The following is a 17631-nucleotide window of genomic DNA, read 5'->3' on the forward strand; positions in this document are numbered from 1 at the left end:
GCAGGTCTGCGAAGGCGATCATGCCGGGAATGTGGACCGTCCGGGCGAACCAAGTGGTATCCATCCGGTATCCACGACCGGCGGGTGCTGAGTTGGGTTTCATCTAACCCATTGATTTATTGGTCGGAGCGGCGGGATTCGAACCCACGACCCCCAGTCCCCCAGACTGATGCGCTACCAGACTGCGCTACGCTCCGACCGCGGGGATGCGTTCCTTACCAGCACCCGGCCGGCGCCGCAATCCGCTTCGTGCATCGCAAGGCTGGTGTTTTCGCCCGGACGGTCCACATTCCCGGCATGATCGCCTTCGCAGACCTGCTGGAGCGCCTGGTCTTCACCCCATCCCGCAACGCCAAGATCGCGCTGCTGCGCCGCTATTTCGCGACCCAGGCGGACCCCGACCGCGGCGTCGGGCTGGCGGCGATCACCGGGGCGCTGTCGTTCACCGCCGCCAAGCCCGGCCTGATCCGCGACCTGGCCGCCACCCGCGCCGATCCGATGCTGTTCGACTGGTCGTATGACTATGTCGGCGACCTGGCGGAAACCGTCGCCCTGATCTGGCCGGCGCAGCCCACCACCGCCGAACCGCCGGGCCTCGCCGAGGTCGTCGAGACCCTGGAAACCACCCCCAAGGCGGCGCTGCCCGGCCTGGTGGCCGGCTGGCTCGACAGCGCCGACGCCTCTACCCGACTGGCGCTGCTGAAGCTGATCACCGGCGGCCTGCGCGTCGGCGCCTCGGCCCGCTTGGCCAAGATCGCGCTGGCCGACATCGGCGGCGTCAGCCCCGACGAGGTCGAGGAAGTCTGGCACGGGCTCCAACCGCCCTACCGGCCGCTGTTCGCCTGGCTGGAGGGCAGGGGGCCCCGGCCCGATCCAGCCGGCGCCCCCGTCTTCCGCCCGCCGATGCTGGCCCACCCGCTGGAGGCGGCCGATCTCGCCGCGCTCAACCCGGAAGACTGGCGGGCCGAGTGGAAATGGGACGGCATCCGCGTCCAGCTCGTCGCCACCGCCGGTGGCCGCCGGCTGTTCTCCCGCGGCGCCGACGACATCTCGGGCGCGTTCCCCGAGATCATCGACGCCATGGGCTTCCACGCCGTGCTGGATGGCGAGCTGCTGGTCGTCCGCAACGGCACGGTGGCGCCGTTCGCCGACTTGCAGCAGCGGCTCAACCGCAAGCTGGTCAGCGGCAAAATGATGCAACAGTTCCCCGTCGGCATCCATCTGTACGACCTGCTGTTCGACGGCACCGAGGACCTCCGCCCCCTGCCGTTCGACCAGCGGCGGCAACGGCTGGAGGCCTGGATCGGCCGGGAAAGGCCGGCGCGCATGGACCTGTCGCCGCTGGTCCGCTTCTCGACCCTGCAGGAGCTGATGGCGCTGCGCGACGGCGCCCGGGCGGCGTCGATCGAGGGGCTGATGCTGAAGCGCGGCGACAGCCCCTATCTGGCGGGGCGGGTCAAGGGCCAATGGTGGAAATGGAAGCGGGAGCCGCTGACCGTCGATGCGGTGATGATGTATGCGCAGCGCGGCCACGGCAAGCGCAGCAGCTTCTATTCCGACTACACGTTCGGCGTCTGGCGCGGCAACGAGCTGGTGCCCGTCGGCAAGGCCTATTCCGGCTTCACCGACCAGGAACTGGCGTTCCTCGACCGCTGGATTCGCAACCACACCATCGCCCGCTTCGGGCCGGTGCGGGAGGTGGAGAAGGCCATGGTGCTGGAGGTCGCCTTCGATGCCGTGCAGCGCTCCAACCGGCACAAATCAGGGGTTGCGCTGCGCTTCCCACGCATCGCCCGCATCCGCACCGACAAGCCCGCCGCCGAAGCCGATCGGCTGGAGACGCTGGCGGCGCTGGTGGAGGACCGCGTCGCCGCCGATTGAACGGCGTGCGACGCGGCGGCTTGTTCGGGATTCAGGATGCCTGCGATGACCCGTTTACGCGCGCAAGGCCAGGATCCAGTTCCACGCCTCGGTATAGGCCACCACCATGGAAAACACGGCGAAGACCGGCCACAGCAGCCAGCTGGTCGACGGGCTGTTCCTGACCCGATTCTCGCTGCGCCCCATGTAGCGAAGGCTCCCGAATGCCACCACCAGCATGACGGCGCCGCCGATGGCCTGCATGTAAACAGGCTGCGTGGCGAGGCTGTAGTACAGCAGACCGCCGATGATCACCCACAGCGCCGCCAGCGCGAAGAGGTGGAACAACTGGAGCGCCAGCCAGCCGTTCTTGGCGGCATTGAATTCCGACCGGCGGAACCGCAGGCGGACTTCGTTGAACGTAACGAGAATGGCGGCGGCCGTGTAGGCTGTGATCAGCCACGGCGGATCTGCCAGCACGGTGAGCAGCCACGTCGGATGGGCAAGAATGTCATTCATGTTCGCGCACTCCCTATTATAGTGCAAGACCGGAACGCCTTCGCGCTTACGCCAATTGTAAGGCACCCGCAATGGACCAGCACGCGAATCCGTGGCTTTGCCCTGCCCCGTCACGCTATTGACGATTTTTTGGCCGCATGCTGGCCTCGGCCGCAACACCGGGGAGGACACAATGGCCCTGACCACCAGCACGACCCGCCAGCGGCTGCAGGCGGGGCACATGGCGCTTGGCTTCGGCGTGCATCACCTGCGCAGCGTCGCCGCACCGGTGCTCGCCGCCGCCACCGGGCACGACTGGATGTTCATCGACACGGAGCACGGCGCCTTCTCCGTGCAGGAAGCCACGCAGTTGTGCCTCGCCGCGCTGCCGACGGGGGTGACGCCGATTGTGCGCGTCTGCGCCGGCGCGCTGGACGAGGCGACGCGGGCGCTGGACAACGGCGCCCTGGGCATCGTCGTGCCGCACGTGGACACCGCGGCGCAGGCGCAGCGTGTCGCCGATGCCTTCCACTACCCGCCGATGGGCCATCGCAGCTGGGGCGGGCCACCGGCGGTGTACGGCTACCAGCCGCCCGCCACCGCCGAGGCGCAGGCCGCGATCAACGCCGAGATCCTGACCATCGTGATGGTGGAAAGCCCCGAGGCCGTGCGCAACGCCGACGCCATCGCCGCGGTTGCGGGGGTGGACGTGCTGTTCATCGGCACCTCCGACCTGACCGCCGAACTGGGCATTTCCGGCCAGATGGGCCATCCCGGGGTGATCGAGGCCTACCAGGCCGTCGGCGACGCCTGCCGCCGGCACGGCAAGGTGCTGGGCATGGGTGGCGTCTACGACCGGGAGAACGCGGCGCGCTACGTCGCCATGGGCGCGCGGTTCCTGCTGACCGGGTCGGACCACAGCTATATCGTCGCCGGCGCGGGCGAGCGGATGGCGTTCTTCCGCGGCCTTGCGAACGCGCCCTTGTGACCAAACATTAATGCAACTGTGCCGTCGCATTCGCCGTTGGCGGCGGCATGGCAACTTTGCAATCTGCTTTGGGCGGCCTCAACGCCGCCACCAACCTTCCCTCGAACGTGCTGGGCATCTCGCCCATGCAGTTCATCAAGCAGGACACGCTGCCGGCGCCGCAGGGCGGCAGCTACAGCGCGGTATATGCCTTTGGCGACAGCCTGTCGGATGCCGGCAACATCTCCTACGCCACGCTGCATCAGTTGCCGGTGTCGTCGATCTACAGCGACGGACGGTTCTCCAACGGCCCGATCTGGGTGCAGGACCTGTCACAGCAGCTCGGCCTGCCGCCGGTGTCGCCGAGCCTGACGGGCGGCACCGACTATGCCTATGGCGGGGCCCAGACCGGGGCGACCGCGGTGCATGCCGCCAATCCGTCCGACCTGCCGTCGCAGCTGGGCCAGTTCGTCACCAACGTGCCGAACCCGTCGCCCAATGCGCTGTACACCGTCTGGGCCGGCTCGAACGACGTGCTGACGATCGCCAACGCGACGTTGACGCCGGCGCAGCAGCACGCGGCGGTGCAGCAGGCGGTGGGCAACGAGACGAACTTCCTAAACGGGCTGATCGCCCACGGCGCGAGGAACCTGGTGGTCCTGGACGTGCCCGACCTGGGCAAGACGCCGTATGAAACCGCGCGCCCGCTCAGCGACGCGACGTCGAGCGCCCTGGCGCAGCAGTACAACGCGGAACTGGGGCAGTCGATCCAGCAGATCGTGGCAACCCACGCGGCTTCGATCGATTACGTCGATACCTATTCGCTGCTTGACACCGTCATAGCCAATCCGGGCGCCTACGGCTTCAGCAACGTGACGCAGCCGGTATGGAACGGCAACCTGACGAACGGAAGCAGCGGCACGCTGGCCGCGACCGGGGCGGCGCAGAACGGCTACCTGTTCTTCGACGACCTGCACCCGACCACGGCGACACAGTCCCTGCTGGCGCAGGGCGTCGCGCAGTCGATCCCGCACACCGCATAAAAAGTCACAAGGAAATGATGACGATATGATCGGGATCGGCCGACGCTGTTAAGCCGTATTGAGTTCAGCGCACCGTCCTCTCCGCGTCATGGTCCGTGAGGCGCGCTTGCGGGACTGATCGCGGTAAACGGGTGGACGGCGGGCCTGCGCCCGCCATGACGCGGAGGGGCCGGTGCCTTGCGCCCGGGCCTCGGTTATGTGCGGACGGGTACCAAGCGGCGAATCGATACGCGGCCGCCGCCACGTTGCGTCCAAGGCGGCGGCTGAATCAGCGTTCGGCGCCCGACCGGCGGAACGCCCAGAAGGCAAATCCCAGCAGGGAGAGGACGACCAGGATTCCGGTCATCACTGCGATAGCGTAAGCCTCGGCAAACGAGATCGCTTCGACCGTGCCGGCAAGAAAGGCCCCCATGACCAGGAGCCGCCATGCCCGCAAATCGATGCCGGCGATGAAGACGCTCATGGCAATGAACGTCAGCAACGTCAGGCCGACTGCATCGTCATTCATCAGTCCGCGTACCGGCGAAAGCATCAGGATGTACATGGCAGCGCCAACTGTAAGCCATTGCGCAAGCTGCTTGAAGAACACCCCGGTGTGGTCCCCATCGTTCGCCTTGATCCGCCATCCTTCAAGGATGCAGACCAGCGCTGCGACGGGCGTGTAGAGCGCCCAGTAGAACTCTTTGGGCCGGCCGGTCAGAGTCGTCCACGCCATGCCGACGATCGCGCCGGCGCCGAGGATGAGAAACGGCAGCGCATGGATGAACCATTTGACGAAATGCGGCCTGTGCTTCGGCCTTTGACCTTCCGGGAGTACGCTTCCTGCTCGTTCTGTCAGTACTATATCAGACATGTTGACGTCCTTTCTGATGGCGAAGATACCGAAACAGCCTGCTGTTTCGTTGCGATGCAGGGACGCCGGCACTGCCGTTCGGCGTCTGCTCGCCAAAAGGCTGGTTCTCGGTCATCACCCTGACTGGGAATGCGTGATTGGCACGTCATGACGCATTGGCCGGGTGCGCAGCCCGATCCGGAACGCCGGCTGATGGCCAGCCGGCGACGGGGCCTGATGTCGCGTGCCCTTCGGCGGCATTCAGCCGATGGTTGGGTCCAGGCCGCGGATTTGAGCGACGGCCTGGCGCTGGTTTCGATTCGGCTTCGATATGCGCATGCCGCTGTGCGGTATGTTTGCGGTGCATGGTTCGTTCCAGGGCCGCCGAACAAATTTCGCCCATGCAGGATTCTCCTGTGCTGGACGGCTTATCCGTTTCGCTGGCGGCAACCTGATGGAGGCGGTACCCTGACGGGACACAGTCTGACGCGGGATGATCTAGATCAATCTTTCGGGCAATTAATCTCGGCTGCCCCTGGCCTTGACTCGTGCGACGGCAGGTCTTGCCCTTGTCTGATCAGACGATTCGCCGTCCTCACGTATCGGTTTGACGCGTGCAAGGGATGCAAAGGGTGCGCCCGAGAGTAACCGCCGTATGGGACGCATTCATGGCGAGCCGGGCTGCACAACGCCGTCATGGCGGGCGCAGGGCCGCCGTGACGCGGACGGGCCGTGCCTTGCACCCGATGCCGCGGTTATTCGCGGACGCGCCCAGAGATGGCATGAGGCGGAACGAATGCTTCATGTAAATGCCATTCGGGTTCGCCCCCAGCCGACCGAAACCGAGCATGGAGAGTCGATGTCTCGTCGATTCCCCAGGCGCGGCACTCACCCCCGGTGGACGTTGCCGCTGCGCACCGGAATCCCCGTCTGCTCGTAGCAGACCCGCGCCAGTTCCGCCACGCCGTCGCGGATGGTCTGCGCGTCCGGCATGGCGAAGCACAACCGCAGGCAGTTGCTGGAATTGCCGGCGCTGACCGCCCAGTCCGGGCCGGGATTGAAGGCGATCCCGGCCTCGGCGGCGGGTTTCACCAGCTTGCGCACGTCGATCGCGGGCGGCAGCCGGATCCACAGGAAGATGCCGCCCTTCGGCATCCAGCACTCGGCCGAGGCGCCGAACTCGCGCCCCACCGCCTCGGTCATCGCCGTCAGCTTGTCGTGCAGCACGCCGTTCAGGTGGCCGACATGGTCGTCGAAGTGGCGGGAAAAATATTCCGCGACGATCATCTGGTCCAGCGCGCCGGTGCCGCTGTCGCCCTTCAGCGGCAGCAGCCGGCGCATCAGGTCCCAGCCGGCGATCAGGTAGCCCAGCCGCAGCGCGGGGGCGAGCGATTTCGAGAACGATCCGATGTGCAGCACGCAGTCCGGCGCCAGCGCATACAGCGCCGGCGGGGCTTCAATTCCTTTCCATAACAAATCGGCATAGCACTCGTCCTCGAAGATCGCGACGTTATGCTGCCGTGCCAGCTTGATCAGCGCCTGGCGGCGGTCGAGCGGCAGGATGCTGGCGGTGGGGTTCTGGATGGTCGGGATGGTGTAGATGAATTTCGGCGTGATCCCCTTGGCCTTCAGGTCGTCAAGCTGTTGCGCCAGCGCCTCGATGACGATGCCGTTGGCGTCCAGCTTCATGCCCTCCAGCGTCGCCCCCAGCTTGCGGAACCGGTTCAGCGCGCCCTGGTAGCAGTATTCCTCGGCCAGGACGGTATCGCCCGGATCGATCAGCAGCTTGCTGATCATGTCGATCCCCTGGCCCGAGCCCGTGGTGATCAGGATGTCGTCGATCGATGCCTTGATGCCGCGGTGGCGCGCCGACTTCTCCGCCACGAACCGGCGCAGCGCCGGATAGCCCTGCGGGCCCAGGCCGAGGTTGTAGATCGCCAGCTTCGGCCCCTCGCGCCGCAGCACGGATGCGGCCGCCTCGATCAGGCCCTCGACCGGGATCTGCGCGGGATCGTTGTTGCCGCCGATGAAGTAATATTTCGGGAAGGGCGTCCAGCGCACTGCCGGCTCCGGCAGATCAGCGCTGAAAAGCCTGGAGTAGTCGAACATGCTGCAGTCCCCCCTGTCCCGTTGCGCAAAAGGCTAGCACCGGCAGGGGCGGCGGGCAAAACCTGCCGCGGTCCGCCCGGCGCACCGTTCACTGCTTGCCGGGTCGACCGGTCGTCACATCGTGGTCTGCATGTCCGCGTCCACGCTGATCGCCTGGCCGCTGACCGTTGCGCCGAACGGGCTGGCGAGGTACAGCGCCATGTTGGCGATGTCCTGCTGCGTGACGAAGCATTTCAGGCTGGTGGTCGCCACGGTGCGCTCGGTCATTTCGTTTTCCGAGATCCCCGCCGCCTCGGCCTTCGCCTTGATCACCGCGCGGATGCGCGGACCGTCCACCGGCCCCGGCAGGATCGCGTTCACCCGGATGCCGTCCGGCCCCAGTTCGATCGACAGCGACTTGGTGAAGCCGATGACGCCCCATTTCGCTGCCGAATAGGGCGCGCGCAGCCTGAAGCCGAACCGCCCGGCCGCCGAGGACAGATTGACGATCGCCCCGCCGCCCGCCGCCCGCAGCGCCGGGATCGCCCGCCGCGATGTCGCGAACATCGAGGCGAGGTCGATGCGCAGCGTCGCCTCGACCTGGTCCGGGGTCACCTCCTCGACCAGCGCCGTCGGCCCGGCGATGCCGGCGTTGTTGACCAGCACGTCCAGGCCGCCCAGGTGCTTCACCGCCGCGTCGACGAACGCCTCGCACTGCGTCGCGTCGCCGGCGTCGGCGCGCATCCCCGGGTGGCCGCAGCGCGCCAGCGCCTGCGTGTCGACGTCGCTGACGAACACCTGCGCGCCGCAGAACACGAAGCTGTCGGCCATGATTTTGCCGATGCCGTTCGCACCGGCCGAGATCGCCACCTTGTATCCGGTCAGGTCCACCGTCAGCGGCGTGTTGGCTCCGGTTACCATGCGCATATTCCCCTTTTCCCAGTCCCGGTTAAGCTGATGGTCCTGATCAGGCGGGGAGGCAAGGCCATGGTCAAGGCAAGGAAGTGTAGCAAAGTGCCCAAGCGGCGGGCCGCAGTCCGGCCGCCGATGGCAAGCGGCCAGGGCGAGGCGGAATGACCGGCGCCAGTCAGCAGAGATTACAGCAGACCGCAGGTCGCTTGGGACGGGACGACGGCGTTCCTTCACCGTCATGGCGGGCGCAGGCCCGCCATCCACGCCTGGCGGTGTCGAGTCCATGCAAAGGCGTGGACGGCGGCCCGGAGCCTGTGCGCGGGCCCTTGTCCCGGGTAGCCGCCACGACGATCGGGGCAGAGCCCTCCACCCGAACTCGATTCCCAACCGACCTGCGGTTTGCTGTAGCAATGCGCCTGCCAGGGACGCACGCGTCCTTAGTGGCTCTGTGTCTTAGTGTTAAAACAGCAGAACGAACCGCAAGAACCCGTCCGGCGGGGCGTGCCTCCCAGTCGGGGTCTGTGCCCTTGCGCCGTCGGTTTCAACACAAAGACACTAAGCCACTAAGTTCGATGCCTCCGGTAATCCATCGCGATGCGATACGAATCAGGCAAGCGCAAACCAGAACGTTACTTGACCGCACCTGGCCTGCCGTGGCCTTACCTAAAACTTGATTGAATCTCGCCTTTCCGCAACGGACAAGCACAGGAGGAAACAATGAAAATCGGCTTCATCGGGCTGGGCATGATGGGCGCCGGCATGGCTTCCAACCTGCAGAAGGCCGGCCATGACCTCGTGGTGCACGACCTGACGCGGCAGGCGGCCTCGAAGCACCTGGCCGCCGGCGCCGCCTGGGCGGACAGCCCGCGCGCGGTCGCCGAAACCTGCGACCTCGTCTTCACCTCGCTCCCCACGCCGCCCGACGTGCAGAAGGTCGGCCTGGGCGAGGACGGCCTGGTCGCCGGTTTCCGCCGCGGCGCCGCCTGGTTCGACCTGTCCACCAACGCGGTGGACGTCGTCCGGTCGTTGCACGCGGCATTGGCCGACAAGGGCGTCGACTTCCTCGACGCCCCGGTCAGCGGCGGCCCGCACGGCGCTGCCAGCGGCCGCCTCGCCATCTGGGTCGGCGGCGACCGCGCGGTGTTCGACCGTTATCAGCCGGTGCTGGCCGCCATGGGCGACCAGGCCGCCTACATCGGCCCTATCGGTGCCGGAACGATCGCCAAGCTGGTGCACAACGCCTCCTCCGCCGCTGTCAACGTTGTGTTGGCCGAGGTCTTCACCATGGGCATCAAGGCCGGCGTCGAGCCGCTGGCGCTGTTCGAGGCGGTGCGCCAGGGCGCCTCCGGCCGCAGCCGCATGTTCGATCGCCTGGCGGATCATTTCCTCACCGGCCGCTACGAACCGGCCGACTTCGCCCTGCGCCTGCTGCACAAGGACGTGTCGTTGGCTTGCCAACTGGCGCGCGAGGTCCAGGTGCCGATGCGCCTGACCAACCTGGCGCTGATGGAACTGACCGAGGCGCTGAACCGTGGCTGGGGCACGCGCGATTCCCGCGTCGGCGCGCTGCTGCAGCAGGAACGCGCCGGCATCCCGCCGATCGCGGTGCCGCCGGAGAAGATCAAGGCCGTGCTGGAATCGGATCGAAAGTAAGGAGAACGCAGCATGCAACTCGGCGCCCTCGTGCCATTCACAGACACCGGCGGCGATCCGTCGCTGGTGCGCGATTTCGCCCTGGCCGTTGAAGCCATGGGCTACGATTTCCTGGAAGCGCCCGACCATGTGGTGGGCGGCAATCCTGCAACGAATGCCGGCACGGACCCGCGCCGCGGCATCGCTGACGACATGTTCCACGATCCGTTCGTCCTGCTGGGCTACCTCGCCGCGGCGACGACGAAGCTGACCTTCTTCACCGGCGTGCTGATCGTCGCGCAGCGCCAGACCGTGCTGGTGGCGAAACAGGCGGCCTGCCTCGACGTGCTGTCCGGCGGGCGTTTCCGCCTGGGCGTCGGCGTCGGCTGGAATCCGGTGGAATTCACCGCGCTGAACGAGAATTTCCACAACCGCGGCCGCCGGTCCGAGGAACAGGCGCAGGTGATGCAGGCGCTGTGGTCGCAGCCCTACGTCACGTTCAAGGGCCGCTACCACACCATCGACGACGCCGGCATCAACCCGCGCCCCACGTCCGGCCGCGTGCCGCTGTGGTTCGGCGGGCATCACGAGCACACCCTTCCGCGCATCGCCAAATGGGGCGACGGCTGGATGCCGAACGCCTATCCGCCAGACCAGGCCGCGCTCGACATTTTCGCGGAACTTCGCCGCCTGACCGAGGCCGCGGGACGCGATCCGGCGTCCATCGGCATCGAGGTCTGGACCTCCTGCGGCCAGGGGGCGGAGGCCGACTGGCGGCGCGAAATCGAATTCTGGAAGCGCGCCGGCGCCAGCCATATCTGCCTGACCACCACGTTCGGCCGCCGTCACCACCATCGCATCGCCGGCAGAACAATCGCCGATCATCTGGCGGCGCTGAAGCGCTACCGCGCGGCGGTGGCGGACATTCTTTAGAAGGAACGGACTATGCAACTGGGCGCATCGCTTCCGGTCGCCGACATCGGCCCCGATCCGTCGGTCATCCGCGACTACGCGCAGGCCATCGAGGGCCTGGGCTACGACTACCTGCAGGCGCCGGACCACGTGCTGGGCGCCAACCCGGCGACCGTCGCGGGGCAGGGCCGGGTGGGCACCGGCGAGAACCCCTATCACGATCCGTTCGTGCTGTTCGGCTTCCTCGCCGGCTGCACGCAACGTATCGGCTTTGCGCCGGGCGTGCTGATCCTGGCGCAGCGCCAGGCGGTGCTGGTGGCGAAGCAGGCGGCGTGCCTCGACGTGCTGTCGAACGGCCGCCTGCGCCTGGGCGTCGGCGTCGGCTGGAACAAGGTGGAATTCACCGGCCTGAACGAGGTCTTTTCCAATCGCGGCCGCCGGTCGGAGGAGCAGGTACAGGTGATGCAGGCGCTGTGGTCGCAGCCCTACGTGACGTTCAAGGGCCGCTACCACACGATCGAGGGTGCCGGCCTCAACCCGCGCCCCGCCTCCGGTCGCATCCCGGTGTGGTTCGGCGGCCATGCGGAACAGACGCTGCAGCGGGTGGCGAAATACGGCGACGGCTGGATGCCGCTGGCCTATCCCGCCGATGACTCCGCGCTGTCGGTGTTCGCGAAACTGCGCGACCTGGTCAAGGCCGAGAGCCGCGATCCCGCGACGGTCGGGCTGGAGGTGTGGCAGTCGCTCGGTTCGGCGGACGAGAACGCCTGGCGGCGGGAGTTCGAATTTTGGAAGCGGGCCGGCGTGACGCATGTGACGGCGCACACGACGTTCGCCGTGGGCCATCACAAGCGGATCGCGGGACGCAGCGCGGCCGATCACCTGGCGGCGGTGAGGCGGTTCCGGGAGGTGGTGGCGGATCTGTTGTAGCGGGTGGTCCGGGCGTGTGAAACGGTCCTGTCCCTGGGGATGGCCGGGCGTATTCCCATTGGCGTCAGGAGAGGGCCTAGGCGGGGGCATGTCTGGCGGCCCTGTCGCGCCGGCCGTCACGGCGGCGGTGCCGCGGTCAAGCAGGGCCGCAGGCCACCGCGCAGCGGCGCGACGCGTGCTTGAGGGTGGCAGTGCCCGGCCTCACCATGATGAAGGCCGGGCCATACCAGCCGCGATTGCGGAACGATAACGCGTGTCCAAAATTCGGGAAACTGGATGATGAAGCCGAAACAAAAAAGACAGTTGCTCCGCGACCCAAAGACAGTTGCTCCGCGACCCTCAGCTTTCCTCTGTGGTTACATATCAGGACGATCCACCCGCACGCCCGCCGCCAACGACCCTCAACCACCGGAAACGCAGGCACCAGCCGCCCCCGCCACCCCAGGCTCGCTGCTTCCGCTCCCATCGGCTCGAACGCAATCCCGCCACCACTCGAACAGCGGCTCGTCAAAACGGAAACGACGGGGCGGGCCGGCTCACCTGGCCGTTGCGGCGGCGCGGACCGCTCGCTTCACCAGACGAAGGGCACCAGCCGCCAGTTGCCCGCCGCGTAGGCTGCGTATTCAGGGAACGTGCGGCGCAGCAGGTCCTCCTCGTAATAAATGCGGCGGATCTGGATCGCCAGGTGCGCCACGAAGATGGCGATCGTCACCGGCGAGAGGAACTGCAGCACGGTCCCCGACACGGCAACCTCCTCGGCGAAATAGAGCGGGTGGCGCAGCCAGCGGTAAGGGCCGCTCCGCACCACCTTGCGCGCCTGCGGCACCAGGCTGAACGCGCGGCCCAGGTGGGCGACCGTGACCAGGGTCAGCACCATGCCGAGGATGACAAGCCCCGCCGAAGCCAGGTTCAGCGCGGCAGAGCCCGCGGGGCTGCCCAGCACGGGAATCGTCCACGGCAGGTAGGTGCCGACGAACGCCGCCGCCCGCGGCGCAATCCCCTCCGCCTCGGCCTTGGCCGGCGGGCGCAGCAGCAGCAGCACGCACAGGATCGCGTAGAAGGCCGCGGCACTGGCCCTTGCGACGAGTTGCGGGGCCGTCGCCGAGGCGCCTGGAATGGGCGCGGAAACCTCGAACGCGAGCGCCAGGTACCACAGCCCGCCCATGGTGCGCATGGCGAGGTCATAGCCGCGGCTCGCGCGCAGGCGGCGGAACAGGCGGCCATTCGGGGTGCCAATCGAGATGTCGGTCGGGGTGCCAGTGCTCATGGTGGTGTTTCCAGGTCGGTCATGCCCGGCGCGACGGTCCGTTTCCGGGGAATCCGGGCCGGAAATCGTGGAACCCGCGACGTTCGGGTATCCGGACGCCGGCGGTTCGGTGCAAGTGGTCAACCCGGTCGCGGCCGGAATGCATCCTGCCAGTCCCGGAAGGCCTGATAGCAATAGCGAAGGCGGCCAAGGTAGGACCGTGTCGCGGGGTCCTTGACTCCCATCGCCTGCCACACGGCCTGATCCTGCGGGTCCGGGCCTCGGCGCAGCTTGATCATGCACTGGTTGACCATCGCCGGGCGGCTGACCCAGTCGGTGAGGAGGAATGAGTAGGACGCAACCGGGTCGGACGGATGCGTCAACCGAACCATCGCCAGCGACGCCACCACAGCGACGAAGGCAGCCCAGGCAAGAGCTTTCACATCATTTCTTCCATTTGCTCCGGATCTTCCTATTTCCTCTATGGGGGCAATTGGGGAATCAATATAATTTGAGTAGCTCACCGTGGAACGGCGCTACACTGCGCCTCGCCGAGAGCACGGAACGCGGTGCCGGTTCCTATGCCGCCCCAATGCGCTGTTTAACGTTGGTCATGCGGCACCGGCAAGGCGGGATCGCCCCGGTCATCCGTTCGGCCGCGCCGCTCCCTGCCGCAGCGGCAGGTTCGTGCGGTACACCACCCGCTTCAGCGCCAGCGCCGTCTCGATCGACTGTACGCCCGGAATCCGCGTCAGCCGCCCGCGCAGGAACGCCTCGTACGACGCCACGTCCGCCGCCACCACGCGCAGCAGGTAGTCGGCCGCGCCGGTCATCTCGTACATCTCCATCACCTCCGGGTACGTCCCGACCGCCCGCTCGAACGTCCGCAGCGTCTCGTCGGCGTGATTCGCCAGCTTCACCGAGACGAAGACGTTCACCGGCAGCCCGACCTTGTCCTGGTCCAGCAGCGCGACATAGCGCTGGATGACGCCGGCCTCCTCCAGCAGGCGCTGCCGCCGGTGCGAGGGCGACGGCGACAGGTGCGCCGCCTCGCTCAGGTCCTGCGCCGTGGCCCGGCCGTTGCTCTGCAGCACCTCCAGGATCGCCAGGTCCAGCCGATCGAGCGCCATCGAGCCTCCGTGACGTCAGGCGCAGGATTTTGACGCTTTCTGCCAAAAAACACCATCGCCCCCCCCAACTCTGGCAAGCTTTCCCATGGTGTCGTACCTACCTTGTCAAAGAGAGGAAACCCGGAGGGGAACAACGCCCATGGACATCGGTCTCGGCCACGCCGGCATCACCCTGGACTCCCGCTTCACCGATCTCGATCGACCGGTGCTGCTGACCGGCATCCAGGCGCTGCTGCGGCTGCTGCTGGAGCAGCACCGGCTCGACGCCGCCGCCGGGCTGCGCACCGCGGCGCTGGTGTCGGGCTATCGCGGCTCGCCGCTCGGCATGCTGGACCGCGAGTTGTGGATGCAGAAGGCGCTGATGGGGGCGCATGACATCCGCTTCGAGCCGGGCGTCAACGAGGACCTCGCGGCCACCATGATCTACGGTACGCAGGAACTCAACGCTTTCCCGGGCGCGAAGTACGACGGCGTGTACGGGATGTGGTACGGCAAGGGGCCTGGCGTGGACCGCTCGGGCGACGCCTTCCACTGCGCCAACATGGCCGGCACGCACAGGTATGGCGGTGTGCTGGCGATCGCCGGCGACGACCACGGGGCGCATTCCTCGACCTATCCGCACCAGACCGAATACGTGTTCCAGAACTGCTTCATCCCGGTGCTGAACCCAGCCTCGGTGCAGGACGTGCTGGACCTCGGCCTCGCCGGGTATGCACTATCGCGCTATGCCGGCGTCTGGGTCGCCATGAAGACCACCGCCGAGACGATGGAGCAGGCCTCCACCGCCGTCGTCCCGTCCGCCCGCTTCTTCGCCACGCCGGACTTCGCGCTGCCGCCACACGGGCTGAACTTCGACCACACGCTGAAATTCCCGGCGGACCGCGCCGAGCTGGAACGGCGGATGCTGGAGGAGCGGATGCCGGCGGTGCTCGCCTGGGCCCGCGCCAACCGGCTCGACCGGGTGACCAGCGGCGGCCCGGACGCGACCATCGGCCTGGTGACCGTCGGCAAGGCGCACGAGGACACGCTGCACGCGTTGCGCCGCATGGGGCTGGCGGACCACCCGCAGATCGCGGTGTACAAGATCGCCATGACCTGGCCGCTGGAGACCGAGGGCCTGCGCGACTTCGCCCACGGCAAGCGCGCCATCCTGGTGATCGAGGAAAAGCGCAGCTTCGTGGAAAGCCAGATCCGCGACGCTTTGTACCACCTGCCCGCCGGCGAACGCCCGGAGATCAGCGGCAAGACCACCCCGCGCGGCGAAGCGCTGCTGTCGCCGCTGATGGAACTGTCGCCCGAGATCGTCTCTGGCGGCCTCGCCGCGTTCCTCGGCAAGGCCGGGCTGAACCTGCCCGCGCCGCCGGCGCCGATTGTGGCCGAGCGCCCGGCCGGCCTGCTGCGCCGCATCCCCGCCTTCTGCGCCGGCTGCCCGCACGCGACCTCGACGAAACTGCCCGACGGCAGCTTCGCCAGCGCTGGAATCGGCTGCCACTTCATGGCAATGGATGATGGCCCGCAGACCCGCACCTTCACCCACATGGGCGGCGAGGGCGCGCCGTTCGTCGGCCTGTCGAGCTTCACCGAGGTGAAGCACATGTTCGCCAATATCGGCGACGGCACCTACCAGCACTCCGGCAGCATGGCGATCCGCCAGGCGGTCGCGGCCAATACGCGCATCACCTACAAGCTGCTGTTCAACGACGCCGTCGCCATGACCGGCGGCCAGCCGGCCGAGGGCGCGCCGACGGTGCCGCGCATCGCCGCCCAGCTTGCCGCCGAGGGGGTGAAGCGCATCGCCGTCGTCGCGGACGAAGCAGACCGCCTGCCGCCCGCCGCCGACTTGCCGCCCGGCGTTACCCGCCACACCCGCGAGGAACTGGACGCTGTGCAGCGGTCGCTGCGCGACTACGACGGCCCCTCGGTGCTGATCTACGACCAGGTCTGCGCCACCGAGAAGCGCCGCCGCCGCAAGCGCGGCAGCATGGCGCAACCGACGCGCCACGTCGTCATCAACGAAGCCGTCTGTGAGAACTGCGGCGACTGCTCGGTCCAGTCCAATTGCATTGCCATCGAGCCGGTGGAGACCGAATTCGGCCGCAAGCGCCGGATCAATCCCACCAGTTGCAACGTGGACCTGTCCTGCCTGAAGGGCTTCTGCCCCAGCTTCGTCAGCCAGGCCGGCCCACCCGCCGCGCCGGACGCCGACACCCACTGGCAGGCACAGGAGGCAGACCTCGCCGCCGGGCTGCCGGTGCCGTTGGTGCCGCCGCTGGGTATCTGGCGCGGCCTGTTCGCCGGCATCGGCGGCGGCGGCATCGTCACCTCCGGCGCCATCCTGGCGATGGCGGCGCACCTGGAGGGCAGGGCGGTCAAGACGCTCGACTTCACCGGCCTGGCGCAGAAGAACGGCGCGGTGGTGGCGCATGTGCAGATCGCGGCGGATGAGGCGGCATTGGACGTCGTGCGCATCCCGCTCGGCACCGCGGACCTGATGCTGGCCGCCGACATGGCGGTGGGCTGCCAGCCGGGGGTGCTGGAGCGCAACGCGAAGGGCACCGCCGTCATCGGCAACCTCGACCTGGCCGCCACCGCCGAGTTCAAGCGCGACGCCAGCCTGCCGATCGACGCCGCGCTGCACCGGCGCACCATCGAGAAAGTGACCGACCCCGGCCGCTCCGTCTGGCTGCACGGTGTGCGGCTGGCCGAGCGGCTGTTCGGCAACGCCCAGGCAATGAACACCATGCTGCTGGGCCTGGCCTGGCAGCGCGGCCTGGTGCCGGTGCAGGAGGGCGCCATTCTGCGCGCCATCGAGCTGAACGGCGCGGCGGTGACGCTGAACAAGCGCGCCTTCCTGTGGGGCCGCATCCTGGCCGAGCAGCCGACGCTGGCCGAGCAGATCCTGCACGGCGTCACCGAGGGCCCGCCGCAGGACCTGGACGCCCTGATTGCCCACCGTGCCAAGGCGCTGGCCGCCTACCAGTCACCGCGCTATGCGGCGCGCTACCGCAGCCTGGTCCAGCTGGTGACCGTGCGCGAGACGGCGGTATCCGGCGCGCCCGGCCGCCTGTCGCGTGCCGTGGCCGAGGGCCTGTATCGCGTCATGGCCTACAAGGACGAGTACGAGGTCGCCCGCCTGCACGCCGCTGCCACCTACGGCGACAAGCCTGTGTTCCATATGTCGCCGCCGCTGATCTGGGGCATCGACAAGGCCACCGGCCGCCGCGGCAAGATCGCCGTGCCCGGCTGGCTCGGGCTGCCGCTGTTCCGCGTGCTGCGGCACGGCAAGGCGCTGCGCGGCACGGTGCTCGACCCGTTCGGCTACCAGGCCGAGCGCCGGCAGGAGAGGGCGCTGATCGGCCAGTACGAGGCGGATCTGCGCCTGATCCTAGACACGCTGAGCCCCGGGACGCTCGAGACGGCCGTGGCGCTGGCGGACCTGCCCGACCAGGTCCGCGGCTTTGGCCCGGTGAAGGATGCCAACCGGGCGAAGGCGGCGGTGCGGCGGGCCGCGCTGCGCGATGGGCTGTCCCGGCCCGAGCCGGTGGCGATGGCGGCGGAGTAGGGCTGGGGAGGGCGTGGGG

The 17631-nt window shown here is 67.9% G+C and carries 14 protein-coding genes and 1 tRNA gene; 7 read left to right on the top strand and 8 right to left on the bottom strand.

Annotation, left to right across the window (positions count from 1 at the left end; genetic code table 11):
- Window positions 1–120: 120 nt before the first annotated feature.
- Window positions 121–197 (bottom strand) — tRNA-Pro (locus CCS01_RS18400).
- Window positions 198–297: 100 nt separating this feature from the next.
- Between CCS01_RS18400 and CCS01_RS18405 the strand changes: the two genes are divergently transcribed.
- Window positions 298–1881, top strand: coding sequence for a cisplatin damage response ATP-dependent DNA ligase (locus CCS01_RS18405; RefSeq protein WP_104520232.1), 1584 nt, complete (start codon window positions 298–300; stop codon window positions 1879–1881).
- A gap of 54 nt (window positions 1882–1935) precedes the next feature.
- Here CCS01_RS18405 and CCS01_RS18410 read toward each other — a convergent pair whose 3' ends face one another.
- On the bottom strand, window positions 1936–2379 hold the full coding sequence (locus CCS01_RS18410) for a hypothetical protein (protein ID WP_104520233.1): 444 nt from the start codon (window positions 2377–2379) through the stop codon (window positions 1936–1938).
- 172 nt (window positions 2380–2551) lie between these two features.
- Between CCS01_RS18410 and CCS01_RS18415 the strand changes: the two genes are divergently transcribed.
- The gene (locus tag CCS01_RS18415) at window positions 2552–3346 is read left to right on the top strand and encodes an HpcH/HpaI aldolase family protein (RefSeq protein WP_104520234.1); all 795 of its coding nucleotides are present in this window, start codon (window positions 2552–2554) and stop codon (window positions 3344–3346) included.
- Window positions 3347–3393: 47 nt separating this feature from the next.
- A complete protein-coding gene (locus tag CCS01_RS18420) occupies window positions 3394–4368 on the top strand; it encodes an SGNH/GDSL hydrolase family protein (RefSeq protein ID WP_104520235.1) in 975 nt (324 codons plus the stop codon).
- A gap of 268 nt (window positions 4369–4636) precedes the next feature.
- Here CCS01_RS18420 and CCS01_RS18425 read toward each other — a convergent pair whose 3' ends face one another.
- From CCS01_RS18425 to CCS01_RS18435, 3 genes are all read right to left on the bottom strand, one after another.
- Window positions 4637–5221 carry a hypothetical protein gene (locus tag CCS01_RS18425; RefSeq protein WP_146101835.1) on the bottom strand — a complete coding sequence of 195 codons (585 nt, stop codon included), beginning with the start codon at window positions 5219–5221 and terminating at the stop codon, window positions 4637–4639.
- 867 nt (window positions 5222–6088) lie between these two features.
- A complete protein-coding gene (locus CCS01_RS18430) occupies window positions 6089–7309 on the bottom strand; it encodes an aminotransferase-like domain-containing protein (protein WP_104520237.1) in 1221 nt (406 codons plus the stop codon).
- A gap of 114 nt (window positions 7310–7423) precedes the next feature.
- Window positions 7424–8209 carry an SDR family oxidoreductase gene (locus CCS01_RS18435; protein ID WP_193540149.1) on the bottom strand — a complete coding sequence of 262 codons (786 nt, stop codon included), beginning with the start codon at window positions 8207–8209 and terminating at the stop codon, window positions 7424–7426.
- A gap of 708 nt (window positions 8210–8917) precedes the next feature.
- Here CCS01_RS18435 and CCS01_RS18440 point away from each other — a divergent pair.
- The 3 genes from CCS01_RS18440 to CCS01_RS18450 are packed head-to-tail and all read left to right on the top strand — an operon-like array spanning window position 8918 to window position 11674.
- On the top strand, window positions 8918–9853 hold the full coding sequence (locus CCS01_RS18440) for an NAD(P)-dependent oxidoreductase (protein WP_104520238.1): 936 nt from the start codon (window positions 8918–8920) through the stop codon (window positions 9851–9853).
- Between the two features lie 12 nt (window positions 9854–9865).
- On the top strand, window positions 9866–10765 hold the full coding sequence (locus CCS01_RS18445; RefSeq protein WP_104520239.1) for an LLM class F420-dependent oxidoreductase: 900 nt from the start codon (window positions 9866–9868) through the stop codon (window positions 10763–10765).
- 12 nt (window positions 10766–10777) lie between these two features.
- The gene (locus CCS01_RS18450) at window positions 10778–11674 is read left to right on the top strand and encodes an LLM class F420-dependent oxidoreductase (protein ID WP_104520240.1); all 897 of its coding nucleotides are present in this window, start codon (window positions 10778–10780) and stop codon (window positions 11672–11674) included.
- Window positions 11675–12245: 571 nt separating this feature from the next.
- Here the strand turns inward: CCS01_RS18450 and CCS01_RS18455 are convergent.
- The 3 genes from CCS01_RS18455 to CCS01_RS18465 all read right to left on the bottom strand — a co-directional run bounded on the left by CCS01_RS18455 (window position 12246) and on the right by CCS01_RS18465 (window position 14050).
- Entirely contained in the window at window positions 12246–12941 is a 696-nt protein-coding gene (locus CCS01_RS18455) for a methyltransferase family protein (protein WP_104520241.1), read from the bottom strand.
- Window positions 12942–13060: 119 nt separating this feature from the next.
- Window positions 13061–13363 (bottom strand): hypothetical protein, encoded by a 303-nt coding sequence (locus CCS01_RS18460; protein ID WP_104520242.1) that lies wholly within the window; start codon window positions 13361–13363, stop codon window positions 13061–13063.
- A gap of 201 nt (window positions 13364–13564) precedes the next feature.
- Window positions 13565–14050, bottom strand: coding sequence for an Lrp/AsnC family transcriptional regulator (locus CCS01_RS18465; RefSeq protein WP_104520243.1), 486 nt, complete (start codon window positions 14048–14050; stop codon window positions 13565–13567).
- A gap of 139 nt (window positions 14051–14189) precedes the next feature.
- On the opposite strand from CCS01_RS18465, the gene CCS01_RS18470 reads away from it, so the two are divergent.
- Entirely contained in the window at window positions 14190–17612 is a 3423-nt protein-coding gene (locus CCS01_RS18470; protein WP_104520244.1) for an indolepyruvate ferredoxin oxidoreductase family protein, read from the top strand.
- The last annotated feature ends 19 nt before the right edge of the window (window positions 17613–17631 follow it).

It is taken from the genome of Rhodopila globiformis, assembly GCF_002937115.1.
Lineage (GTDB): Bacteria > Pseudomonadota > Alphaproteobacteria > Acetobacterales > Acetobacteraceae > Rhodopila > Rhodopila globiformis.